Source organism: Flavobacterium sp. (assembly GCF_031422135.1).
Taxonomy (GTDB): domain Bacteria; phylum Bacteroidota; class Bacteroidia; order Flavobacteriales; family Flavobacteriaceae; genus Flavobacterium.
This window is the reverse complement of the sequence record NZ_JANOQD010000096.1, coordinates 1-24,846: the sequence shown is the minus strand read 5'-3', so window position 1 is coordinate 24,846 and position 24,846 is coordinate 1. Positions and strand designations below refer to the sequence as shown.

The 24,846-nt window shown below is 32.9% G+C and carries 23 protein-coding genes and 1 tRNA gene; 13 read left to right on the top strand and 11 right to left on the bottom strand.

All coding sequences use genetic code 11. The features are described from left to right. Nucleotides 1–21: 21 nt before the first annotated feature. Nucleotides 22–1,020 carry a UDP-3-O-(3-hydroxymyristoyl)glucosamine N-acyltransferase gene (gene lpxD / locus RMO70_RS12345; protein WP_310556742.1) on the top strand — a complete coding sequence of 333 codons (999 nt, stop codon included), beginning with the start codon at nucleotides 22–24 and terminating at the stop codon, nucleotides 1,018–1,020. A 106-nt stretch (nucleotides 1,021–1,126) separates the two neighbouring features. Here the strand turns inward: lpxD and RMO70_RS12340 are convergent, their stop codons facing one another. Then, nucleotides 1,127–2,410: an inorganic phosphate transporter gene (locus tag RMO70_RS12340; protein ID WP_310556741.1), complete on the bottom strand. Its 1,284-nt coding sequence runs from the start codon at nucleotides 2,408–2,410 to the stop codon at nucleotides 1,127–1,129. Between the two features lie 30 nt (nucleotides 2,411–2,440). Further along, entirely contained in the window at nucleotides 2,441–3,085 is a 645-nt protein-coding gene (locus tag RMO70_RS12335) for a DUF47 family protein (protein ID WP_310556740.1), read from the bottom strand. A 166-nt stretch (nucleotides 3,086–3,251) separates the two neighbouring features. Between RMO70_RS12335 and RMO70_RS12330 the strand changes: the two genes are divergently transcribed. The 3 genes from RMO70_RS12330 to RMO70_RS12320 all read left to right on the top strand — a co-directional run bounded on the left by RMO70_RS12330 (nucleotide 3,252) and on the right by RMO70_RS12320 (nucleotide 7,002). Further along, a complete protein-coding gene (locus RMO70_RS12330) occupies nucleotides 3,252–4,880 on the top strand; it encodes a carboxyl transferase domain-containing protein (RefSeq protein ID WP_310556739.1) in 1,629 nt (542 codons plus the stop codon). Between the two features lie 35 nt (nucleotides 4,881–4,915). Then, nucleotides 4,916–6,517, top strand: a complete 1,602-nt coding sequence (locus RMO70_RS12325; protein ID WP_310556738.1) for a M1 family metallopeptidase — start codon at nucleotides 4,916–4,918, stop codon at nucleotides 6,515–6,517. Nucleotides 6,518–6,579: 62 nt separating this feature from the next. Continuing rightward, a complete protein-coding gene (locus RMO70_RS12320; protein WP_310556737.1) occupies nucleotides 6,580–7,002 on the top strand; it encodes a DoxX family protein in 423 nt (140 codons plus the stop codon). A gap of 65 nt (nucleotides 7,003–7,067) precedes the next feature. Here the strand turns inward: RMO70_RS12320 and RMO70_RS12315 are convergent, their stop codons facing one another. From RMO70_RS12315 to prfB, 3 genes are all read right to left on the bottom strand, one after another. Continuing rightward, the gene (locus RMO70_RS12315) at nucleotides 7,068–7,775 is read right to left on the bottom strand and encodes a murein L,D-transpeptidase catalytic domain family protein (RefSeq protein ID WP_310556736.1); all 708 of its coding nucleotides are present in this window, start codon (nucleotides 7,773–7,775) and stop codon (nucleotides 7,068–7,070) included. Nucleotides 7,776–8,090: 315 nt separating this feature from the next. After that, a complete protein-coding gene (locus tag RMO70_RS12310) occupies nucleotides 8,091–8,885 on the bottom strand; it encodes an HNH endonuclease (RefSeq protein WP_310556735.1) in 795 nt (264 codons plus the stop codon). A 53-nt stretch (nucleotides 8,886–8,938) separates the two neighbouring features. Beyond that, nucleotides 8,939–10,034, bottom strand: a protein-coding gene (gene prfB, locus RMO70_RS12305; RefSeq protein WP_310556734.1) for a peptide chain release factor 2 whose coding sequence is annotated in 2 segments (ribosomal slippage) — nucleotides 8,939–9,970 and nucleotides 9,972–10,034 — 1,095 coding nt in all. Because the reading frame shifts where the segments join, the coding sequence is not laid out codon by codon here. Nucleotides 10,035–10,199: 165 nt separating this feature from the next. Between prfB and RMO70_RS12300 the strand changes: the two genes are divergently transcribed. Continuing rightward, nucleotides 10,200–11,225, top strand: a complete 1,026-nt coding sequence (locus RMO70_RS12300; protein ID WP_310556733.1) for a GntG family PLP-dependent aldolase — start codon at nucleotides 10,200–10,202, stop codon at nucleotides 11,223–11,225. A gap of 41 nt (nucleotides 11,226–11,266) precedes the next feature. Here the strand turns inward: RMO70_RS12300 and RMO70_RS12295 are convergent, their stop codons facing one another. Further along, complete coding sequence (locus tag RMO70_RS12295; RefSeq protein WP_310556732.1) at nucleotides 11,267–11,587, bottom strand: YbaB/EbfC family nucleoid-associated protein; 321 nt, start codon at nucleotides 11,585–11,587, stop codon at nucleotides 11,267–11,269. 64 nt (nucleotides 11,588–11,651) lie between these two features. Here RMO70_RS12295 and RMO70_RS12290 point away from each other — a divergent pair, with 64 nt between their 5' ends. After that, nucleotides 11,652–13,787 carry a S9 family peptidase gene (locus RMO70_RS12290; RefSeq protein WP_409025085.1) on the top strand — a complete coding sequence of 712 codons (2,136 nt, stop codon included), beginning with the start codon at nucleotides 11,652–11,654 and terminating at the stop codon, nucleotides 13,785–13,787. Between the two features lie 74 nt (nucleotides 13,788–13,861). Then, on the top strand, nucleotides 13,862–14,902 hold the full coding sequence (locus RMO70_RS12285) for a pyridoxal-phosphate dependent enzyme (RefSeq protein WP_310556731.1): 1,041 nt from the start codon (nucleotides 13,862–13,864) through the stop codon (nucleotides 14,900–14,902). Between the two features lie 146 nt (nucleotides 14,903–15,048). Here the strand turns inward: RMO70_RS12285 and RMO70_RS12280 are convergent, their stop codons facing one another. Both RMO70_RS12280 and RMO70_RS12275 read right to left on the bottom strand, forming a co-directional pair. Further along, entirely contained in the window at nucleotides 15,049–16,833 is a 1,785-nt protein-coding gene (locus tag RMO70_RS12280; protein WP_310556730.1) for an ABC transporter transmembrane domain-containing protein, read from the bottom strand. Between the two features lie 30 nt (nucleotides 16,834–16,863). Then, nucleotides 16,864–17,733 (bottom strand): lysophospholipid acyltransferase family protein, encoded by an 870-nt coding sequence (locus RMO70_RS12275; protein ID WP_310556729.1) that lies wholly within the window; start codon nucleotides 17,731–17,733, stop codon nucleotides 16,864–16,866. Between the two features lie 84 nt (nucleotides 17,734–17,817). Here RMO70_RS12275 and RMO70_RS12270 point away from each other — a divergent pair, with 84 nt between their 5' ends. Continuing rightward, nucleotides 17,818–18,459: a rhomboid family intramembrane serine protease gene (locus tag RMO70_RS12270; protein ID WP_310556728.1), complete on the top strand. Its 642-nt coding sequence runs from the start codon at nucleotides 17,818–17,820 to the stop codon at nucleotides 18,457–18,459. A 46-nt stretch (nucleotides 18,460–18,505) separates the two neighbouring features. After that, on the top strand, nucleotides 18,506–19,195 hold the full coding sequence (locus tag RMO70_RS12265) for an SIMPL domain-containing protein (protein ID WP_310556727.1): 690 nt from the start codon (nucleotides 18,506–18,508) through the stop codon (nucleotides 19,193–19,195). Between the two features lie 56 nt (nucleotides 19,196–19,251). On the opposite strand, the gene RMO70_RS12260 is transcribed toward RMO70_RS12265, so the two are convergent. Both RMO70_RS12260 and RMO70_RS12255 read right to left on the bottom strand, forming a co-directional pair. Then, nucleotides 19,252–19,332 (bottom strand) — tRNA-Tyr (locus RMO70_RS12260). A gap of 148 nt (nucleotides 19,333–19,480) precedes the next feature. Next, on the bottom strand, nucleotides 19,481–20,599 hold the full coding sequence (locus RMO70_RS12255) for a TlpA disulfide reductase family protein (RefSeq protein WP_310556726.1): 1,119 nt from the start codon (nucleotides 20,597–20,599) through the stop codon (nucleotides 19,481–19,483). Nucleotides 20,600–20,740: 141 nt separating this feature from the next. Between RMO70_RS12255 and RMO70_RS12250 the strand changes: the two genes are divergently transcribed. The 4 genes from RMO70_RS12250 to RMO70_RS12235 all read left to right on the top strand — a co-directional run bounded on the left by RMO70_RS12250 (nucleotide 20,741) and on the right by RMO70_RS12235 (nucleotide 24,113). Further along, entirely contained in the window at nucleotides 20,741–21,292 is a 552-nt protein-coding gene (locus RMO70_RS12250; RefSeq protein WP_310556725.1) for a hypothetical protein, read from the top strand. Beyond that, a complete protein-coding gene (locus tag RMO70_RS12245; protein WP_310556724.1) occupies nucleotides 21,292–21,435 on the top strand; it encodes a hypothetical protein in 144 nt (47 codons plus the stop codon). The genes RMO70_RS12250 and RMO70_RS12245 overlap by 1 nt, the downstream gene beginning before the upstream one ends. Nucleotides 21,436–21,501: 66 nt before the next feature. Further along, nucleotides 21,502–22,623, top strand: coding sequence for a VWA domain-containing protein (locus RMO70_RS12240; RefSeq protein WP_310556723.1), 1,122 nt, complete (start codon nucleotides 21,502–21,504; stop codon nucleotides 22,621–22,623). A 32-nt stretch (nucleotides 22,624–22,655) separates the two neighbouring features. Continuing rightward, nucleotides 22,656–24,113, top strand: a complete 1,458-nt coding sequence (locus RMO70_RS12235; RefSeq protein ID WP_310556722.1) for an AAA family ATPase — start codon at nucleotides 22,656–22,658, stop codon at nucleotides 24,111–24,113. A 53-nt stretch (nucleotides 24,114–24,166) separates the two neighbouring features. Here RMO70_RS12235 and RMO70_RS12230 read toward each other — a convergent pair whose 3' ends face one another. Beyond that, the gene (locus RMO70_RS12230) at nucleotides 24,167–24,403 is read right to left on the bottom strand and encodes a hypothetical protein (RefSeq protein WP_310556721.1); all 237 of its coding nucleotides are present in this window, start codon (nucleotides 24,401–24,403) and stop codon (nucleotides 24,167–24,169) included. Nucleotides 24,404–24,846: the final 443 nt, after the last annotated feature.

Below are 24,846 nucleotides of genomic sequence, written 5' to 3'. Positions count from 1 at the left end.
TTATACAATACAAAATTTTAGATGAAATCATTCACAATACAAAACATAAACAAAATTCTAAAGGGAGAAATTGTTGGAAACACTTCCAACTTAATAACGGCTCCAGAACAACTTGAGGCAGCATCAAACACAGAGATTTCGTTTATTGGAAATAAAAAATACGAAAAATATTGGGCAACATCACTAGCTTGCCTAGCAGTTGTCAATGAAGACATTTCAATTGAACCTGGTGAAAATCGGGCTTTTATAAAAGTTAAAAATGCTGATTTGGCAATGTCTCAAGTATTGGAATTATTTGCTCCACCAATGCCATCATTTTCAACGGATATTCACCCGACAGCTACAATTGATATATCTGCAAAAATTGGAAATGGAAGTCGTGTAGGAGCTGGTTGTTATGTAGGTCCAAACGTAACGATTTCTGAAAATGTGACCATTTATCCTAATGTGACCATTATGGATGATTCTTCTATTGGAAAAAATACAGTAATTTGGTCAGGAACCGTAATCCGAGAACGAACTATAATTGGTACCGATTGTATTTTTCACCCTAATTGTACAATTGGCGCCGATGGTTTTGGTTTTAGACCTGATCCAGATCGTGGTTTGGTAAAAATTCCTCAAATTGGAAATGTAGTTATAGGTAATAATGTCGAAATAGGAGCGAATTCGTGTGTGGATAGAGGAAAATTTAGCTCTACCGTTCTTGGTGATGGCTGTAAAATTGATAATTTAGTTCAAATAGGGCACAACTCTAAATTAGGGAAATTCTGTATTATGGCTGGAAATTCCGGTTTGGCTGGATCTGTAACTTTAGGAAATGGGGTCATTATTGGTGGAAGTGCTTCTATAAAGGATCACACTACTATTGGTGACGGCGCTATTGTAGGAGCTGGTTCAGGAGTAACAGGCGATATTGAAGCGGGTAAAACTATGTTAGGTTATCCAGCTGTGGAAGCTCGTGAAGCACTCAAACAATGGGCTATTCTTAAGCGACTTGTTAGAGATTCAAATAAATAAATAGGTTTATCAGTTACCTAATTTATAAATAATATAACGAATAATACAGTAAATTTAACAAAAAAGGCTGAAATTTTTCAGCCTTTTTTGTTATAACTAATTTTTTTTAAATAAAAATAGATAAAGTCCAATATACCAATGCTGCTAACAATGCTGAAACAGGTATCGTCAATATCCAAGCCCAAACCAAGCTTACTGTCACGCCCCAACGAACCGCAGAAACACGCTTAGTCATTCCAACACCTATAATAGAGCCTGTAATGGTGTGTGTTGTACTTACTGGGATTTTTAAGTGTTCTGTAAAATATAGAGTTAGTGCACCAGCAGTTTCAGCAGTTACACCTTCAAATGAAGTTACTTTTGTTATTTTTGACCCCATTGTTTTTACAATTTTCCATCCACCACTCAATGTTCCAGCAGCAATTGCTGTGTAACAAGCTAAAGGAATCCAACCTGGCATTTTTCCAGCACTTTCACCATTTGGCAACATAACATCTAACCAATCGGGCATACTTTCTTGAGTAACGCCACTAGTATGAATATATACTGTAACAGCTGCCGCAATAATTCCCATTACTTTTTGGGAGTCGTTTCCACCATGACCTAAACTAAAAGAGGCGGAAGATAATAATTGCATTTTTCGCAGCCAATTATCAGAAGTATTTAAACTCATACTGCTAAAAACCAAGCAAAAAATACTAATGGATAATATAATAAACGCAACCAAAAACCACTTAATATTATGTGGCTCTAGTGCTATGCTCCAAAAATGAGATTCAAAACGAGGATTTTTAATATCGGCATAAAACTGCATTTGACTGTAAACAAACCAAACAGTAAGTGTCATTAATGCCAATGTAAAAAGTTTTGGCAATATGGTTTTCTTGGAAGAGTACAATAACCAAATCGAAATAGTGTAAGAGACCAATGCACCCAAAAGCGGTGCTAATACAATAAATGCTGCAATAATTAAAACTCCTGATGGCATACCGCCATTTTTTCCAGCCGAGTACCAGTTTACTACATCAAAACCAGCGTGAGCTATCGCTGCTCCTGCAAAACCACCAATCAAAGTGTGTGAAGAACTCGAAGGAATTCCAAACCACCAAGTTAGTAAATTCCAGAAGATTGCCGCAATAACTCCAGCAAGAATAACTACGAGGTTTATATCCATAGTGTTTGCCGTCTTTGCAACCGTATCTGCTACACCAAAACCAAAAACCCAGTAGGCTAAAAAGTTAAAAAACGCTGCCCAAAGTACTGCTTGAAAAGGAGTCAAAACCTTTGTAGCTACAATAGTTGCAATTGCATTTGCCGCATCATGAAAACCGTTGATGTAATCAAAAATTAGAGCAAGTATTATAATTAAGAGGAGTAAAGTAAAATCCATACTGATTTGCTTTCTAAAAGCTTAAAAAAATTAAGAATGTTTTACTGAAATTTGTTCTAAAATATTGGCCACATTTTTACATTTGTCAGAAGCCAATTCCAGAGCAGATAAAACTTCTTTGTATTTGATTATATTTTTCACATCCGATTCGTTTTCAAACAACTCGGCTACTGCTTTATCAAAAACAACATCTGCTTTACTTTCTAATTTATTGATTTTCTTGCAAGCATCAATAATTACTTTATGATTTTTTAATCCATCTAATTCAGAAACCGCCAAATGAATTAATTGACAAGCTTCTAAATTAATTTCGGTTAATTTTCGAATCGATTTTGTGATTTTTTCTACTTGATATAAACGCATTCTACTTCCAGCACCGTGCATATTATCTGCCACAGCATCAATAGATTTTATCAAAACGTGAATATCTTCTCTATCAAAAGGAGTGATAAAATTTCTGCTTAATTCAAGATGGGTTTTGTGATTGATATCTTCAATTTGAGCTTCCAACTCATCTATTTTATTCAAATATTCTTCTCTACTTTCTTTAGGTTGTTGAATGGCTTCGTGAAGTGTTTCTGCAATTAAAACTAATTTTGAAGTGGCTAATTCAAATAAAGGAAAAAATTTTTTATCTTTTGGTACAAAAAATTGGAAGATGTTATTTAACGACATATTTTACATTTTAATTATGCAAATGTACTATTTCAATGTTAAGTTAACATTAAATGTCAATGGATTTCAAAAAAACAGCAACAAACAAAAATACCTTCTAATTATTTCAATCGTTTTCGTAATTTAGCCACTCAAAATAGATATTTACTTTATTATTTTCAATCAAATGGATTTAAACTTCAATAAAAACGAAGATCACAATAAACTTTTACTTTCCGATTTAAAACAACGCTTTGCCAAAGTCAAATTAGGCGGTGGTGAAAAACGTATCGAAAAACTACATGCCGAAGGCAAAATGACCGCTCGAGAACGAATGGATTATTTACTTGATGATAAAGAAAAGAGCATCGAAATAGGTGCCTTTGTAGGCGATGGAATGTATGCAGAACACGGCGGATGCCCTTCAGGTGGTGTAGTTGTAAAAATAGGGTATATCTCTGGAAAACAGTGTATTGTTGTAGCGAATGATGCCACTGTGAAAGCTGGAGCTTGGTTTCCAATAACTGGAAAGAAAAACCTTCGAGCGCAAGAAATTGCTATGGAAAATAGATTACCTATTATATATCTTGTAGATTCTGCTGGTGTTTATTTGCCTATGCAAGATGAGATTTTTCCAGACAAAGAACATTTCGGACGTATTTTTCGCAACAATGCCATTATGTCTAGTATGGGAATTACTCAGATTTCTGCCGTTATGGGAAGCTGTGTGGCTGGTGGTGCCTATTTGCCTATTATGAGTGACGAAGCGATGATAGTGGACAAAACTGGAAGTATTTTTCTTGCAGGAAGTTATTTGGTAAAAGCCGCAATTGGAGAAACTATTGATAATGAAACTCTTGGAGGAGCCACAACACATTGCGAAATTTCGGGTGTGACAGATTATAAAGCCAAGGATGATAAAGACGCTTTAGATAGAATTAAAAGTATCGTGGGAAAAATTGGCGATTTTGAAAAAGCGGGTTTCAACAGAATAAAGTCTGTAAAACCAGCACTAAAGGAGCAAGATATATATGGAATTATCCCAAAGTCAAGAGCAGATCAATACGATATGTATGATATTATAAAACGGTTGGTTGATAATTCAGAATTAGACGAATACAAAGGCGATTATGGAAAAACCCTCATTACCGCTTATGCTAGAATTGATGGTTGGGCAGTAGGAATTGTTGCCAATCAACGAAAAGTAGTAAAAAATGCCAAAGGCGAAATGCAATTTGGAGGCGCCATTTATTCAGATTCTGCGGATAAAGCAACACGATTTATAGCCAATTGCAATCAGAAGAAAATTCCACTGGTTTTCGTGCAAGATGTAACTGGTTTTATGGTCGGTTCAAAATCCGAACATGGTGGAATTATAAAAGATGGTGCCAAAATGGTCAACGCCGTTTCCAATTCAGTAGTGCCAAAATTAACCGTTATTGTTGGTAATTCTTATGGAGCAGGAAATTATGCGATGTGCGGAAAAGCTTACGATCCAAGATTAATATTCGCTTGGCCAAGTGCAGAACTTGCAGTAATGGGAGGAACACAAGCTGCCAAAGTACTAGCGCAAATTGAGGCTTCTTCGCTTAAAGCAAAAGGGGAAATTGTAGATGAGGTTAAAGAAAAGGAATTGTTTGATAAGATAAAAGCCAGATATGATGACCAAGTTTCTCCTTATTACGCAGCAGCTCGATTGTGGACTGATGCCATTATTGATCCACTAGAAACAAGAACTTGGATTTCAATGGGAATTGAAGCAGCGAACCAAGCTCCAATTGAGAAAAAGTTTAATATGGGGGTAATTCAGGTGTAATTTTTAAAAAGCAATATTCAAAAAAATAATTTTTTATGAAAAAAATCCTTTCCCTTTTATTCTTTACAAGTTTACTTTCTGCTCAAAATGTTACCCATCGTGACTCTCTTCAAGGAGGCTTGCGACCAGAGCGAACGTGTTTTGATGTATTACGTTACGATTTGAATATCAAAATTAATCCTGACGAAAAAACAATTGTAGGCTACAACGAAATTTCTTTTAAGGTAGTCGAAAACACAACTAAAATACAACTGGATTTATTTGAAAACATGCAAATTGACAGTATTGTTTTCCAGTCTAAAAAGCTTACGTATAAACGCGATGCCTTGGCAGTTTTTGTCACATTTCCAAAAGTATTGGTTATAAATTCGGAACAAAAACTTCATTTTTATTATTCAGGAAAACCCATAATTGCCAAACGAGCACCTTGGGATGGCGGTTTTGTTTTCAATAAAGATAAAAACGGAAAACCTTGGATTGGTGTTGCTGTGCAAGGAACAGGATCCAGTTTATGGTATCCTGTAAAAGATTCTCAAACAGACGAACCTGATTTTGGTGCCACCATTAAAGTAGCTGTTCCTAATGGCTTAATGAATGTATCCAACGGAAGATTTACAGGGAGTGAAGACCTAAAAAATGGTTATACACGTTGGGATTGGGAAGTTATAAATCCAATTAATAACTACGATATTACCATTAATATTGCTGATTATGCTCATATTCACGACAATCATAAAGGGTTGGATTTGGACTATTATGTGCTACGAGACAACGAAGCCAAAGCAAGAATACATTTCGAAGAAGTGAAACCTATGATGGATTGCTTCCAAGCGAAATTTGGAAAGTATCCATTTGCGGAAGATGGATATAAACTAGTTGAAACACCCTATTTGGGTATGGAACATCAAAGTGCGGTGGCTTATGGAAACCATTATTTGAAAGGATATTTGGGTAACGATTTGTCTGGAACTGGAGTTGGAATGTTGTTTGACTATATTACCATTCACGAAAGTGGTCACGAATGGTTTGGAAACAGCATTACAAGTAAAGACATAGCAGATATGTGGATTCACGAAGGGTTTACACAATACACTGAAATTGTTTTTATTGAATGTCAGTTTGGTTATGAAAAAGCAATGCAATATGCATATGGATTACAAGCAAATGTAAGTAATGATAAACCTATAATTGGAATTTATAATGTGAACAAAGAGGGGAGTGGTGATATGTACCCAAAAGGGGCATTGCTATTAAACACAATACGTCACATTGTTAACGATGATGAAAAATGGTGGAAAATAGTATTGAAGTATTCCGAAACATATCGTCATAAAATTATTGATACAGAAACCGTTGCCGCTTTTTTTAGTCAAGAATCAGGAATTAATTTGATTCCAGTTTTCAATCAGTATTTGCGATATGCAGACATTCCTGAATTAGAAATTAGAAAAAGTAAAAAATGTTTTGAATACCGTTGGAAAACCAATGAAAAAAACTTCGAAATGCCTGTTGATGTTCTTATTAATGATAAAGAATTTCGATTAGATGCTACCAATTCTTGGAATATAATAAAAGAGAAAATAAAATCTATCAATGAAATTAAAGTTTTAAAGAATCAATTTTTTATAAAATATTGATATTGAATATTTTGTTTTTATTTTTTTTGTAAATTAGTAGTATAATTTAAAAAACAAAATTTATGGAAACAGTAAAAAGTTTGAATAAATGGGCAAACGCTCATACCTATCAATGGCTTGATATTCTTCGTGTTGTTGTAGGTGTTTTTTTATTTACCAAAGGTGTTTCGTTTATTACTAATACTCAGTATTATACCGAATTAATTGCACCAATTAAAGGTTTAGGTGGCGGAATGATTTTTGTGCATTACATCGTAGCGGGACATATGGTTGGTGGCATAATGATTGTTTTTGGTTTGTTAACTCGTTGGGCTATTTTGGCACAATTACCTATATTATTAGCCGCTTTTTCCATCAATTTTATTGGAGAAATGAATGTTGGCAATTTAATTTTATCCTTATTACTTTTAATAGTTTGTATATTCTTCCTTTTCTATGGTAGCGGAAAACATTCAGCGGATTATTATTTTAAAATGCAACAATAGATATTATATAAAAAAAATGATTCACAATATAAAATTGTGAATCATTTTTTTAGATTTTAGATTTGTTAGCTTACTATTCTTGATGCTATTTCATACGTTTTTGTAGGATGAAATATAAACAAGCAAGACTTATTTTTTATTACTTTAATTATTTCTTTTTTGAAAGCTTCAGGAATTGCAGGACATCCTTGGCTTCTGCCTAAATATCCTTGTGATTTTATAATAGATGGATTCGAATATGCTGCACCGTGCATAACAACGGCTCTAGCTCTTGCATTATGATTAATACCTCTTTCTAATCCATCAAGTTTTAATGACAATCCGTGTTTTCCATTATATGTTTCTCCTGTGGCATAGAATCCTAAACTACTTTTGTTAGAACTTTGTGTGTTTGAGAAATTAGTAGCATATTCAACACCAGAATTCATTCCGTGTGAAACTAAAGTATTGTATAATATTGTATTTGTTGACAAATCAATTACCCACAATCTCTTTTTAGTGGAGGACATACTAAAATCAATAACTGTCAGAATGTCTTTAAGGATAACTCCTTTTTCTTTCAGATTGTAAAAACCAATCATTGCTTTTGTAAAACAATTTATTTGAGGTAATGAAAACTTATTTGCATTCAATGAATTATAAATAATCTCAATTTTAGTAGACAAATTTTCACTTTCGGTATTCAAAAAGGAAGATGAGACAGCGTTTCTTTCAGCTTTTGGTGTAAAAGACATAAAGACTAATAAAAGTAATGGCAAAAATTTGGTAATCATTGGTTTAGTTTTATTGGTTAAATAATTTCAACACTGCAAATATTATGTAAAAAAGATTACAAACCAAATTTATTTTGCATTTAATCGATTAATAATTGTATTTAATCGATTATTTTAATTTTAAAAAATTATTAATTCCCATTTTCATTGACTTAACAGCAAAAATCATAAAATAAATAATATTGCTTAATTTTTAGAACTTTAACATTTGCTATCAGATTATTCATACTTAAAATACCGCCTCTTAAAAATGTAAGAGACTGTATTCTAAGTATTTATATAAAAAAAATGTTAAATCACGAATGAATTTTTAATTTATAAAGCAGCAGGAACTTTGCCCCAGTTTATTCCGCGTTTTATTCTTAATAATTGCGTTTCAGTAACTTTGTAGCGTTTGGCAAGTTTGCTTAGTGGTACTTCTTCATTCATTCGCTTTTTTAGAATCATCACTTGACTTTCAGTTAGTTTAGTATTGGTTCTTCGGGTTGGACTTACTAAAACTTTCGCTTTCGCTTTAATTACATACGGACTTTTTTTCTGATGTTCAGTATTTTCTGCTCTTGTCATCCATTTCAGATTGGAATGATGGTTGTTTAATTTATCATAATCTAAATGAGCAACGAGATTATGCGTTTCTGAAGGTTTCTCTAAAAAATAAATGGCAACTATTCGATGTACCAAACATCCAAAAGTTCTTCTGCGTTTGGTTTCTCGTTTTTTGTATGTTTTTTTGTATTTTTCAGTAATGGTTATTAGTAACGCTTCATTTTCAGCAATTCTAGCCTCTAGAAGCTCATCTTTAACTGTCAGAATTGAAAGTTGATTGTTTAGTGAAACAATCTCATTCTTTAAATTTAAGATACTTTCTCTAATTTTTGTAAAATAAACCTGATCTGCTTCCGATATTGGTAGCATTGTTCCAATATTTACTGAGGGATATCCTTCGGTAAAGTTTTGCAACATATTTACCGTCTGTCCGTTACTTTTTGTTATTTTTTTTACATTACCATAATTAGATACATACATTTCATATTTTTCTACAAAAGGAGTTTGTAGTATTACTTGCTTCCATACTTCCTTGTCATAAAATCTTTTAATATAATTTGTCATGATATATAGGTTTAATTTTTTATAGCGAATTCAAACACACTATTGGAAATAAATTATTGTTCTTTTTGTCCCATCATCATCAAAAATGCTTTTAGAAATTCATCAATATTTCCGTTCATAACACTATCCACATCACTAGTTTCATAGCTTGTTCGGACATCTTTAACCAGTTTATAAGGTTGCATTACATAATTGCGTATTTGCGAACCCCATTCGATTTTCATTTTTCCAGCTTCAATATCAGCCCGCTGTGCAAGTTTCTTTTTTAGTTCAATTTCGTATAGTTGTGAACGCAACATTTGCATAGCACGATTCCTATTGTCATGTTGAGAACGGGTTTCCGAACATTGAATTTGGATGCCACTTGGTTTGTGTACTAGTTGTACTTTTGTTTCTACTTTATTTACATTTTGTCCACCAGCACCACTTGATCTAGCTGTTGTAATTTCGATATCAGCAGGATTTATTTCTATCTCAATGGTGTCATCTACTAACGGATATACATAAACCGATGCAAAGGAAGTATGTCGCTTGGCATTGCTGTCAAAAGGGGAAATCCGCACCAATCTGTGTACACCATTTTCGCCTTTCAAGTACCCAAACGAATAATCTCCTTCAATTTCAAGTGTCACCGTTTTGATTCCTGCCGCATCGCCTTCTTGATAGTTGAGTTCTTTGAGCTTGTAGCCATTTTTTTCGGCCCACATCATATACATTCGCATCAGCATACTCGCCCAGTCACAACTTTCAGTTCCGCCAGCTCCTGCTGTAATTTGCAATACTGCACTCAACGAATCACCTTCGTCTGAAAGCATATTTTTGAATTCAATGTTTTCGATATGCAAGTTAGTTGTGTCATACAAATCATCTAATTCCTCAACAGAAAGTTCCCCTTCCCGATAAAATTCGTATGCCAGTTGCAATTCGTCACTTAAATTGACTGCTTTCTCATAATCTTCGACCCATTTTTTCTTTGAGCGAAGGTTTTTTACCAGTATTTCAGCCTCTTTAGCTTTATTCCAAAAATCAGGAGCAAACGTTTTTTCTTCCTCGTTTGTTATTTCAATAAGTTTTGCATCAATGTCAAAGATACCTCCTCAACGCACCAAGACGCTCCACAATACCTTTTATTTGTTCGGTATTTGTCATAAAATTGTTTAGTTTTGTGATAATTATTTGAAGCTATTTCCCGCTATCCGTTTCAATCTTTAATTTTCTAAAGAAAAAAATTAAAGGATTTCCACTTCTATCAGGGCTAGAAATAATAATAATAATGTAAAATTAGAAATCAAAAGTAAGAATTATATACGATATATGCAAATCAATTTAATAAGTGACACCGTAACTAAGCCAACACAAGAAATGTTGAGTGCAATGTTTGATGCCAAAGTAGGCGATGATGTATACAAACAAGACCCAACGGTTAATGCCTTGGAGCAGAAAATAGCTTTAATGTTTGGTATGGAATCCGCCTTGTTTTTTCCATCGGGAACTATGGCAAATCAAACCGCAATCAAGTTGCATACCAATCCGGGAGAACAAATAATTTGCGATAAATATTCACACATCTATCATTATGAAGGTGGTGGAGCATCATTCAACAGTGGTGTTTCTTGCAATTTGGTCGATGGAACTCGTGGTATGATAACTGCCGATTTGGTTAAAAATGCGATTAATGACCCCGAATTTTACCACGCACCACTTACCAGCTTGGTTAGTATCGAGAATACAACTAACAAGGGCGGTGGTGCTTGTTATGATATCGAACCTTTGAAGGAAATAAAGCAAGTGTGTCTCCAGAATAATTTAAAATACCATCTTGATGGCGCTAGATTATGGAATGCTTTGGTTGCAAAAAAGCAATCTCCAACACAATTTGGAGAATTGTTTGATACCATTTCGGTTTGTTTGTCCAAAGGATTAGGAGCGCCAATAGGTTCCGTTTTAGTTTCTGATGCAAAAACGATTCACAGAGCTTTACGCATCCGTAAGATTTTTGGTGGTGGAATGCGACAAGCAGGTTATCTTGCTGCCGCAGGAATTTATGCATTAGACAATCATATGGTTCGTTTGGGTGACGACCATCGTCGCGCTAAAGAACTAGGTCAAGTTTTACAAAATTTACCTTGGATTGCTTCTGTAGAACCTGTGGAAACTAATATTTTGATATTTTCGGTACAACCGTATTTAAACGAAAAAAGTATCACTGACAAACTAAGCGAAAAAGGAATTTCTATCAGTAATATGGGACACGGAAAACTTCGTATTGTAACTCATTTGGATTATCGTGAAGTAATGCACGATTATGTTTTGGAGGCACTTTTGAAATTACAAATTTAAATTACGAATTATAAAAACAATAATTCGTAATTCGTAATTTTTTACTTAAACATATCTTCCATACCAGGAATCATAGGCATATCTACTTTTGCGACAGCATCTAATTCGGTTTGGTTCACTCTAGTAGCTTTTTCGATTGCTTTGTTTATAATTGTAACAATATAATCTTCGAGTTGTTCTTTATCTTCTAGTAAGGCATTATCAACAGTAATATTTTTAAAAGTATTGTTTGCCGTTATGGTAACTTTAAATAATCCATCAGCGCTTTGTTCATCAATTAAAACAGTTTCTAAACGTTTTTTTGTATCTTCTATTTTTTGTTGGGTTTCTTTCATTTTACCCATCATTGCCATTAAATCCATAATTTATATTTTATTTAAGTTGCAAAATTACTAAATTGCCATTTATAAATCATTATCAATTAAAATGAAATATTTTTTTAAAATACTTATTGTTTGTGTTATTTTTGCACTTCCTAACAACAAAATTCAAGCTCAAAAAATGGTTAACAAAATTATGCCTCCTGTGGCAACTATAAAACCGCATACATTAGAAAAACATAAAGACATTCGAACTGATAATTACTACTGGTTGAATGATCGTGAAAATCCTGAAGTTATTGATTATCTAAACAAAGAGAATACATATTATAATGAAATGACGTCTGAAACTAAAGATTTTCAAAAGTCATTGTTTGAAGAAATGAAATCCAGAATTAAAGAAGACGATCAGTCAGTTCCTTATTTGTATAATGGATATTACTACATCACACGTTTTGAAAAAGGACAGGATTACCCTATTTATTCTCGAAAAAAAGGGACCTTGGAAGCAAAAGAAGAAATAATGTTTAATTGCAATGAAATGGCAAAAGGACATTCTTATTTTCAATTGACTGGTTTGAGTGTAAGTCCAGATAATAAATATGTCACTTTCGCTGTAGATCTAGTAAGTAGAAGAATTTATACTATTCAAATTAAAAATTTAGAAACTGGAGAAATTCTTTCTGATAAAATTGAAAATACAAGTGGTGGTTCCACTTGGGCCAACGATAATAAAACTATTTTTTACACACACCAAGATGCTAAAACATTGCGTTCTGATAAAATATACAAACACAAACTAGGCTCGGATGCTTCCAAAGATGTTTTGGTTTATCACGAAAAAGACGATACTTTCAACACATCGGTTTATAAAGAAAAATCAAAAAAATATTTGGTTATTGGTTCAGGAAGTACTTTAACTACAGAATATCAAATACTAAATGCGGATACTCCTGACGAAGATTTTAAAATTTTTCAGCCTCGTGTTCGTGGTTTGGAGTATAGTATTTCACATTTTGGCGATAGCTTTTATGTGATGACTAATATAGACAAAGCAACCAATTTCAAATTAATGAAAACTTCTGAAACAGCGACATTAAAAGAAAACTGGAAAGATGTAATTGCACATCGCGAAGCCGTTTTGTTAGAAGATATCGAGATTTTTAAAGATTTTTTGGTAATAGAAGAACGTGAAAACGGTTTGACAAAACTTCGTATTATGCCTTGGTCTGGAACGGACGAATATTATTTGCCATTCGAGAGCGAAACCTACTCTGCCTTTACATCTACTAATGTTGATTTTGACACTGATGTTCTTCGTTATGGTTATCAGTCTCTTACAACGCCTTCTTCGGTAATTGATTTTAATATGAAAACCAAAACCAAAGAAGTCAAAAAAGAACAACAGGTTCTAGGTGGGAAATTTGATAAAAAAAATTATCAAGAAAAAAGAATTTGGGCAACGGCTCAAGACGGAACAAAAGTACCAATTTCACTAGTATATAAAATAGGAGTAAAGCTTGATGGGGAAAACCCATTATTGCAATATGCTTATGGTTCCTATGGTTATTCTATGGATTGTACGTTTTCATCCACTCGATTGAGTTTGTTGGATCGTGGATTTATCTTCGCAATTGCTCACATTCGTGGAGGCGAAGATTTAGGAAGACCTTGGTATGAAAATGGAAAATTATTAAAAAAGAAAAATACATTTACCGATTTTGTAGATTGTTCCAAGTTTTTAATAGCAGAGAAATATACATCAGCCAAACATTTGTATGCTGAAGGTGGTTCTGCTGGCGGATTGCTAATGGGTGCTATTATAAATATGGCACCAGAATTATACCATGGTGTAATTGCACAAGTGCCTTTTGTAGATGTGATTACAACAATGCTTGACGATTCTATTCCGTTAACCACAGGAGAATACGACGAATGGGGGAATCCTAATGAAAAAGAATCGTATGATTATATGAAATCGTATTCGCCTTATGATAATGTTGTAGCTCAAAAATATCCAAATATGCTAGTAACCACTGGGCTTCACGATTCACAAGTGCAATATTGGGAGCCTGCAAAATGGGTTGCCAAACTAAGAACGTTAAAAAAAGACACTAATTTATTATACCTTCATACTAATATGGACGCTGGACACGGCGGGGCTTCAGGGCGATTTGAAGCACTAAAAGAAGTAGCTAAGGAATTTTCTTTTTTACTAGATTTAGAAGGAATCAAAAAATAATTAAAAAATTTTTTATAGATTTGCAAGGTTTTTGATTGCATAGATTAAATACAACGCCTCGATTAAAAAATTATATGAAAGAAGATATAAAAGCTTACAATAATGTTTTAGAGTTAATAGGTAATACACCACTTATTAAAATCAATAAAATTACCGAAGATTTAGTCGGTAATTTTTATGCAAAAGTAGAAGCGTTCAATCCAGGACATTCTACCAAAGACAGAATTGCATTATACATTATTGAAGAAGCAGAAAAGCGTGGGATTTTAAAGCCTGGCGATACCATTATTGAAACTACATCTGGAAATACAGGATTTAGTTTAGCAATGGTTAGTATTATTAAAGGATACGATTGCATACTCGCCGTTAGTTCTAAATCATCAGCTGATAAAATTGATATGTTACGCACAATGGGTGCCAAAGTATATGTTTGTCCAGCCCACGTTTCTGCGGATGATGAACGTTCCTATTATAACGTAGCCAAACGCTTGCACGAAGAAACCAAAGGTTCAGTATATATCAATCAATATTTCAATTATTTGAATATCGAAGCGCATTACAAAACCACAGGTCCTGAAATATGGGAGCAAACTTCAGGAAAAATTACACATTTAGTGGCTTGTACTGGAACGGGTGGAACATTATCAGGTACTGCAAAATTTTTAAAAGAGAAAAATCCAAATATTAGAATTTTAGCGGTGGATGCTTATGGTTCGGTATTAAAAAAATACCATGAAACCAAAGAATTTGACAATAATGAAATTTATCCATACAGAATAGAAGGTTTAGGTAAGAACTTAATTCCATCAGCAACTGATTTTGATTTGATTGACAAGTATGTGAAAGTAACCGATGAGGAAAGCGCACACATGACTAGAAGTATTGCTAAAACGGAAGGTCTTTTCGTAGGATATACCTCTGGAGCTGTAATGCAAGCCATAAAACAATATGCGGAAGAAGGAGAGTTTGATGAAAACAGTAATGTAATTGCTATTTTTCCAGATCACGGTTCTCGTTATATGAGTAAAGTTTTTAGTGACGAATGGATGAATGCACAAGGTTTTTTTGATAGTATTAATGCTGAAGAAGCTCAAAAAATAGAATATATAAAATAGATAAGATTATTTTATATTTAAAACAAATAACTCCAGAGAAATCTGGAGTTATTTGTTTTTAGGTAGTTTCATAAATTGTATTTTTAAGAATGTATTCTAAAAAGAACTTTATTTTATCATTGTACTTCTCACTCAAATAGTAGTTTCTAAAAATCTACAAACTGTAAATTACTTAAATTTTTATAAATTCCGTTGTCAACTTCAAGTAATTCTTGATGGGTTCCTTGTTCTGCAATTATGCCCTTGTCAAGAACCAATATTTGATCTGCATTTCTAATAGTCGATAATCTGTGGGCTATAATAATACTCGTTCTGCCTTCCATAAGTGTTTCTAAAGCTTCTTGAACTAGTTTTTCGCTTTCGCTATCTAAGGATGAGGTTGCCTCGTCAAGAATCAAAATACTTGGGTTTTTGAGTAATGCTCTAGCAATAGCAATTCGTTGTCGTTGACCACCTGATAATTTGATGCCTCGCTCTCCAACCATTGTTTCAAATTTTTCTGGAAAACCATCAATAAAGTTAAAAGCATTAGCTTGCTTAGCAGCGTTAAAAATTTCCTCAAATGTCGCATCAGGTTTTCCGTAAGCGATGTTTTCTCTGATACTTCCACCAAACAGAATGACATCTTGTGGCACAATACTCATATTGCCCCGAAGTTTTTCTAAATCATAGTCGTAAATGTTTTTATTGTCAATAAGAATGGTGCCACTTTCAATATCATAAAAACGAAGTAGTAAAGAGGATATTGTCGATTTTCCTGCACCACTTGGTCCCACAATAGCTATTTTTTGACCAAAATTAGCTTTAAAATTCACATTTTTTAAAACTTGAATTTCCTTTCGAGATGGGTAAGTAAATGCTACATTATTGAATTCGACAATACCTTGTACTTTTTCAATAGTAGTATTTTGATGGTCGCTTATTTTTTCTGGTGTTTCCCGAAGCAATTCAAAAACACGTTCTGTGGCACCCACAGCTTTTTGAATTTGAGTATATAATTCGGCAATTCCGCCTGATGAAGCACCTACATAAGTCGAGTATAAAACAAAGGAAATTAAGTCTCCAACGGTCATTTCACCAGCAATACTCAATGTTACTCCATACCAAACTACTAAAACGATGGTGCCAAACAAACAAAAAATAATGAAGGAGGCAAAATAACCTCGAAAATTTCCGCCTTTGATAGCCACTTTTGCCACTTCTTGGATTTTGTTTTTATATCGAGCAATTTCGTACCATTCGTTAGCAAAAGCTTTTACATTGCTTATTCCTTGAATAGACTCCACTACAACGCTTTGACTTTCAGCCACTTGATCTTGAACTTTTTTGGCATATTTTCTGATAAATTTACCAAAAACTACTGCTGCAACTCCAACTAGTGGTACAACGGCAAGCATCATTAAAGTTAGTTTTATATTGATCATTGCTAGCAATATGAAACTCCCTATTATCAGGATAAATTGACGTAGAAATTCAGCAATGGTCGTTGTTAGAGTGTCTTGAATTTGTGTAATATCAGTACTTATTCTACTGTTGAGTTCTCCAACGCTTTTTTGTGCAAAAAAATCCATTGGTAATTTGATTAAATTCGTATACAACGACAATCGTAAATTAGCCAAAGTGTTTTCGGTATAATTTACAAACAAGGATATTCTAAAAAACGAGAATATAGATTGCAAAAATAGAATTGCTCCCAAACCCAATGCTATAGTATTTGCATCAGTTGCATTATTGTTTTTGACACAATCTATGAGCATTCCCATTAATTTAGGAAAAGCAAGCGCAGTTCCACCTGTAAGTAAAAGAAATAGCAATCCTACATAAAATTTCCATTTGTGATGCCCAGCATATTTGAATATTAAAATTGATTTTCGGAGTGTACTGGTATTTATTTTTGATTTTGGTAAATCATTTTCTTTAAATCGTGCCATTATATATTTTGGATTGAAAAAATGTGATGCTTATTTTTTGTGTTTCCACCGTTTGTGTGTCCACAAATAATATTCTGGTTGCTCGTAAATTTGTTTTTCTAAAAGTCTTAAAAACGTTTCTGTAATTTCAAAATCTGGAACATTTTTTGGGTCTTCAGCTAGTAATTCAAAACTAGCTTGATAATACCCTCTTTTTATCTTTTTGGTTCGCAGGAATATTATATTCATATCAAATTTCTTTGCTAAACTTTCTGCACCTGTATGAATTGGCGTTTCAATTCCCATAAATTTACTCCAATAGGTACTTGGGAAAACTTTTGGTGATTGATCGCTAGCAAAACCAAAGGCGCCTAATTTCCCAATTTTGTAATTAGATTCAATAGTAGGAATGGTTTCTTTGGTGGTAATTAATGTAGCTTTAAATTTGGATCTAATGTCCCGAACTAATTTGTCAAAATAGGGATTTGCCAATCTTTTGTATATGGCAAATCCTTCAAAATTAATGTACTTGTTTAAGGAAAGAACCCATTCATAACTGGCGTAGTGACCACACATTATGGAAATGCTTTTCTGTTGCGATTCTAATTCTTTGAATAATCCTAGATTGGTAAATTCAAATCGTTTGTCCATTTCTTCTTCAGAAATGCTCATTGTTTTAATCATTTCTAAAAACATATCACACATATGACTATAGAATTTTTTTTCTATAACAAGATGTTCTTTTTCGGAAAGATTTGGTAATGCTAATTTTAGATTTTCACGAACCGTTTTTTTACGATACCTGATAATATGGTATGTCATAAAATAAACAAAATCTGAAAAAACATACAATACTCGGAATGGAAGTATAGAAATTATCCAGAGAATAGGATAGATGATAAGATATATTAGAAACTGCATTTACTAAATTTTGAACAAATATACTTTATTTTGCCATTTTTAATCAAGTTGATTTTAGTATATTTACTTTTTTAATTATTATTTATGAATACTTTTCTGATTTCCATTATTGCTGCCAATGTAATTTTTAGTTTTACGGGGTTTAACGACACTTCTTTTTTTAGAAAATACGAATTTCATATTGGCAGTATTCGTGCAGGTGAACAATTGCGAATGCTTACTTCAGGTTTTTTGCATGCTGATATTGGACATTTGTTTTTTAATATGTTTACACTTTTTGCATTTGCTCCAGTTGTACTTTCATATTTAGGAGACGTATCATTTTTATTAATCTATTTTGGGAGTTTAGTTTGCGGTAGTTTGCTCACATTAATTTTTCATAAAGACGATTATAATTATCGAGCCATTGGAGCATCTGGAGCAGTAACAGGTATTTTATATGCGGCAATATTATTAGATCCTGATATGAGTTTGTATCTTTATTTTATTCCAATCCCAATTCCTGCTTATGTTTTCGGTATAGGTTATTTGTTGTATTCCATTTATGGAATGAAATCCAAGAGTGACAACATTGGTCATACCGCTCATTTTGGTGGCGCAATAGGAGGTTATTTAATCACATTAATTAAAGAACCTGAAATGTTAACCGAAAATACCCTTATGGTCGTTTTGCTTGCCATTCCTATTGTATTGTTGTTTGGATTAGCTAAAACTGGAAAATTATAATTGGCATATCATTTGTAATATGTATTTAAATATTAAATCTAAAAATATGAAAAATCTAGTATTAATTTTAATCAGTTTAATCACAATGATGTCAGAAGCTCAAGAAAGTAAAGTAGTTACACCTATGATTAATGTATCAGGTGAGGGAAAAGTTTTTACAGCACCTGATTTATCGTGTATTACTGTTTCTGTAGAAACTAAAGGTAAAAATTCTACTGAAGTAAAAAAGTTAAACGATGAAAAAATCGAAGCTGTTTTAAATTTTATCAAAAAATCTAAGATTCCAACTACCGATTTCAAAACCCATCGTGTATCCTTGAATACACAATACGATTATGAAACTAAAAAACATAGTTTTATTGCAACGCAATCTATTGAAATAAATCTTAAAGATCTGTCTAAATATGATGCACTTATGGAAGGAATGGTCAATGCAGGAGTCAATCAAATTAATTCTGTAGAATTTAAATCTAGTAAAATGGTTGCGTTACAGTCTGAAGCAAGAAAACTAGCTATGAAAGAAGCCAAACTTAAAGCCGAGGATTATGTTTCGGTTTTAGGTCAAAAAGTGGGAAAAGCGATTCTGATTTCAGATAATTCTCAAACATTTTATCCACAACCTATGTATGCACAAATGAAATCGATGGATATGGCAGAAAGTGCCCCAAGAGAAACCCTAGCCGTAGGAGAAATTGCTATTGTGGCAAATGTTACTGTTAGTTTTTCTTTAGACTAAAACCAAAATAGTATATTCAAAAAAAAACCATTCTTTTTATAGAATGGTTTTTTTTGTGGGGAGAGCAGGATTCGAACCTGCGAAGTTTACACAGCAGATTTACAGTCTGCCCTCGTTGGCCGCTTGAGTATCTCCCCGAAAGCGGTTGCAAATATAAAATTGTTTTTTCTGTTTTCAAACAAAAAATAAAGAATATTTAGCTATTTTTTGTAAGTCTTTGTTCTTTAACTAAATAAAAAAATCTCCCTATTTATAGGAGATTTTTTTAAAGTACTTTTAAAGCAACTATTTAGCTAATAACTCCGCTATTTTAGCTTTTAATTCTGCACCACGAAGGTCTTTTGCTACAATTTTTCCTGAAGCATCAAGAACAAATAATGCAGGAATACTTTTTACACTATATTGTATAGCAATAGGCTCTTCCCAAAATTTTAAGTTGGAAACTTGTGTCCAAGTTAATTGGTCTTTAGCAATGGCCTCTTTCCATTTTGCTTCTTCACCAGCTCTGTCAAGTGAAACACCAATAATGTTTAAACCTTTAGCGTGAAACTCGTTGTATAAAGCAACTACATTTGGGTTTTCTTTTCTACATGGAGCACACCAAGATGCCCAAAAGTCAATAATAGTTACTTTGCCTAAAGACTCTTTAAGCGAAACCATTTTTCCTTCTGGATTTTTAGCTGAAAATTCTGGAGCTTTTTGTCCAACAGCTACTGTATTTATTTTGTCAAGATTTGTTTTAATCTCTTTTCCTGGCTTAGTTTCTTTTACACTAGAATCTAAAGCATCATAATACTTTTTGATTTTATCAAATTTAGGTTCCATTTCTCCAAACATAGCTTGAATTAATAAAACAGAAATAAATGATTTTGGACTTTTCTCAATATACTTGTAATTTCCTTCTGAAAATTCTTCTTGAAACTTAGAATATTCTTTTCTAAGCTTATTCATAGTTACTGTATCTTGCTTTTGACTAGCTGCTTGCATTACTGCCATATTAGCATTTTGAAAAGCCATCATTTTCTTTTGAATTTTCATCATTCCAGTATTGTAAACATTCAACTCATCGTTGTTGTAAGTTCCAGATAATTTAGCTTTAGTGATACTATCTTTATTAATTACAACAGTAATGTTACCGTTTTCAAGTACAAAAGGGATTTTACCTTGAGTGTTTTCTACTTGAATCAAGTGAATTTCAGGTTCTTTGCTTTCTCCTTCAAAAGTAAATTTACCTTTAAGTACTTTTACTGTATCAATAGCAACGACACCTGTTTTTGGATCTTGTTTTTCAAGAAAAACTTTTGTTCCATCTGCAATTCCTTTTATTTCTCCTGTTACTTCGTAAGATGTGCTATTACAAGAAATAAACAATCCAGTAAGAGCAATTAAAATTATTTTTTTCATTTTTTAAAATTAATTATTTTTTGCAAACTTAGTTTTTTTTATCAGTTATTCAAAGTCATTAGATTATAATTATATCATAAATTTGTAACTAATTAAAAGTATAAAAATGTTATTTTAAACTAAATTTGTATCATATTACTAATGAATTTGAAAATAAATCAATTTAAGCCTAGTGCCAAATCATTTAAAAACACGTTTTGTGTTTTTAATGAACTTGACGTAAAAGAAATAGAAAACCTAACATTAAGTTATAAAAGCGAATCGGGAAGTCAATATTATTATACAGAAATGGGAATGTATCGATTGTCAAATCATTGGGGACGACTAGCCAATAGCAAATGGAGATTAATTGCAATGAAACCAGAAACTAGTAGCAAATATAAATTAGGCTTTGCAAAATGGGACAGTTTTTATCCCGATAATAATTTTGATATGTTGTATTATATAGAAGCAAATTTTGAGGATAAAACGGTAACGTACCAACACAAAAATAATCCTAATTTTAATACTGAAACTATTGTGAGAACATCAATAGAAACTACAAAAAGAATTAAACAAATTAGAAATTTATTTGAATTGACCAATTGGGCAAAATATTTTGATAGTGATATAGACGATTTACGATTTAAAATTATCAATCAACTAATCTCAACCAATAAAACATTGGAAGAAATTAAAAAAGAATACATCTAATGAGTAGAAATACAGAAAAAAACATCAAAAAACACAACGACAAGCTACACAAAGCGCAAGACAAAGTGAAACAAGCCAAAATTGAAAGAGCTTCTCAACTTAAAGCTATTATAAAAAAGCACAACGAGTCTAAAGACGAGTAATTCTTTTAACTAAAAATTAATAATCGTTTTTATTTTTAAAGATGAAATAATAGTACTTTTATTTTTATGAATAACGAACACAAAAAAGGATTTTATTTTAAGCAATATGAAGCACCATTTCAATCGCCTTTTGAGAAACTTTTTGGCATTTTTAAAGAGTTAATCACACATACCTCAGGCGATTTTGATGAAGCGATTAGCTGGTTGCGCGAGCTGGATGTAGAATATAAATTGACCACTCCAGAATACACCATTGATGATTTTATTGAAGATTTAAAGAAAAAAGGATATATCCGAGAAGAATTTAAAGAAGATGGCACTTCTGGCGGTATTGGAATTACAGCCAAAACCGAAAGAGCCATTCGGCAGAGTGCTTTAGATCAAATTTTTGGTAATATCAAAAAATCAGCCACTGGAAATCACAAAACCAAACACGCTGGAAATGGAGACGAGCATACTGGTGAACTTCGTGAATTTCAGTTTGGTGATGGTTTGGAAAGAATTTCATTAACCGAAAGTCTTAAAAATGCCCAAATTAATAATGGAGTTGATGATTTTATGCTTACCGAACAAGATTTAGTGGTCGAAGAAACCCAGTTCAAAGCACAAATGAGTACCGTTTTAATGATTGATATTTCTCATAGTATGATTCTTTATGGAGAAGACCGCATTACGCCTGCCAAAAAAGTAGCGATGGCATTGGCAGAATTAATTACCACTCGTTATCCGAAAGACACTCTAGATATTTTGGTTTTTGGTAACGATGCTTGGACCATTCCCATTCGAGATCTGCCTTATTTAAAAGTGGGTCCGTATCACACGAATACTGTTGCTGGTTTACAATTGGCGATGGACTTACTTCGCAGAAAACGCAATACCAACAAGCAAATTTTTATGATTACCGATGGGAAACCAAGTTGCGTTCGTGAGAAAAATGGTGATTATTATATGAATAGCAATGGTCTCGACGAATATATTGTGGATAAATGCTACAACCAAGCGCAACAGGCTCGAAAATTGCATATTCCGATTACCACTTTTATGATTGCCAACGATCCTTATTTGCAGAAATTTGTCAATCGGTTTACCGAAGCCAATCAAGGAAAAGCATTTTATACTGGATTGAAAGGTTTAGGTGAAATGATTTTTGAAGATTATGAAACCAATAGAAAGAAAAAGATAAAATAGATAATTGACAAATAGATAATAGATTAAAAAAAATGAATAACATAAAAACATTAGGCGAATTAAAAGCATCAGGATATAAAAGCCAACCCATTAAAGATGAATTACGAAATAATTTGCGTGAAAAAATAAAATCGGGACAACCAGTTTTTGAAGGTGTTCACGGGTTTGAAAATACCGTTATTCCTGAATTGGAACGCGCGATTCTTTCGCGTCACAATATCAATTTGTTAGGACTTCGTGGTCAAGCCAAAACAAGGTTGGCGCGCAAAATGATTGAATTGTTAGATGAATATATCCCAGTTGTAGCAGGTTCAGAAATAAATGATGATCCACTGAATCCGATTTCTCGTTTTGCCAAAGATTTAATTGCCGAAAAAGCCGATGCCACACCAATTTCTTGGATGCACAGAAGCGAACGTTTTTTTGAAAAACTAGCCACGCCAGATGTTACGGTTGCCGATTTGATTGGTGATGTTGATCCTATAAAAGCATCGAACCTAAAATTATCTTATGCGGACGAACGTGTAATTCACTTCGGAATGATTCCACGTGCCAATCGTTGCATATTTGTGATTAATGAATTACCTGATTTACAAGCAAGAATTCAAGTATCATTATTCAATATTTTGCAAGAAGGCGATATTCAAATTCGTGGTTTCAAATTGAGAATGCCACTTGATATGCAATTTGTGTTTACAGCAAATCCAGAAGATTATACCAATCGTGGAAGTATTGTAACTCCGTTAAAAGACAGAATTGGATCTCAAATTTTAACGCATTATCCAGATACAATTGAAATTGCAAGAACGATAACACACCAAGAATCAAAACTAGACAAAGCCCAATCAGATTTGGTTTATGTACCTAATCTAGCCAAAGATTTATTAGAACAAATTAGTTTTGAGGCTCGTGAAAGCGAATACATTGACAACAAAAGTGGTGTTTCTGCTCGATTAAGCATTACGGCTTACGAAAATTTATTAAGCACCGCTGAGCGTCGTGCTTTAAAATCTGGCGTTGATAAAACCGTGTTGCGATTGTCAGATTTTATGGGAATTATTCCTTCTATCACAGGAAAAGTTGAATTGGTTTACGAAGGAGAGCAGGAGGGAGCAGCCATCGTAGCACAACATTTAATTGGCGATGCCATTCATACTTTTTTTCCAGCCTATTTTCCTAAAATTGAGAAGTTAGAACGTGCAGATGCTATAACAGAATATTCTGAATTAGTTGAGTGGTTTTTTACCGAAAGTGGTTTTAAATTATTGGATGATTGTTCAGATGAAGAATACAAAGCGGTTTTGGATGATATAAAACCTCTTGAGAATTTAATTCAAAAATACCAATCCGATCTACCTAAAGACGATAGCTATTTTATGAAGGAATTTATCCTTTGGGCTCTTGTTGAATATGACAAATTGAGTAAAGACCGTTTTGAGAATGGCTACCAATTTAAAGATATTTATGGAAGTTATATTGGGAAATTGTAACTTTTAGTTTCAGAGTTTCAAAGTATGAAAATTTTTGACTTTGAAACTCTGGACTAATTATGATCCGGCTTCAAATTAAACATAGCAAAATTCTTTGATTTTTTAGGATACGCATCATACGAAATATCACTTGGGTTTTCAATAGCTGTTTTTAAGGTAATTTTGTCCCCAATTTTAAAGTTGGAAGTTACCGTTTTATAATCTAATAAGTATTCTCCGCAAAAGAAGTTTCCTTTGTCGTCTTGCTCAATAATTCCTGTAAATAAACCTTTTTTTTCTAGTGATTTCATGATAATATAATATTCTTATTTTTGTGCAAAGTTAGTATAATTTTCGCAATTCAAATCAAAGACTTATAATCGTAAAAAATATCAAATTTATGAATTGTTATTGTGGCGCTTCAAAATCCTTTGCAATATGTTGTGACCCTCTGGCAATCATTTAAATTTAATTATTGCTTCAAGGGCATTACCGCTAACGTTTCGCAGCTACACGAGGTTTGGGAAAAAGCACACCTTAACTGTCGATTAATGACTGAGCTTTCAAACACAAAACCGACTTTCAGTTAATGACTAAAACCCAAATCTCGTGTAACCGCTGTGCTTGTTGCACAACATCAAATATATCAAAAAAAACTTGCAAAAAAGCATATAAAATTGTATTTTTATTCTATGCAACGAAGAAAAGAACTCACGCCAAAAATGCTCTATCAAGTTCATTTACAGGACTTGAT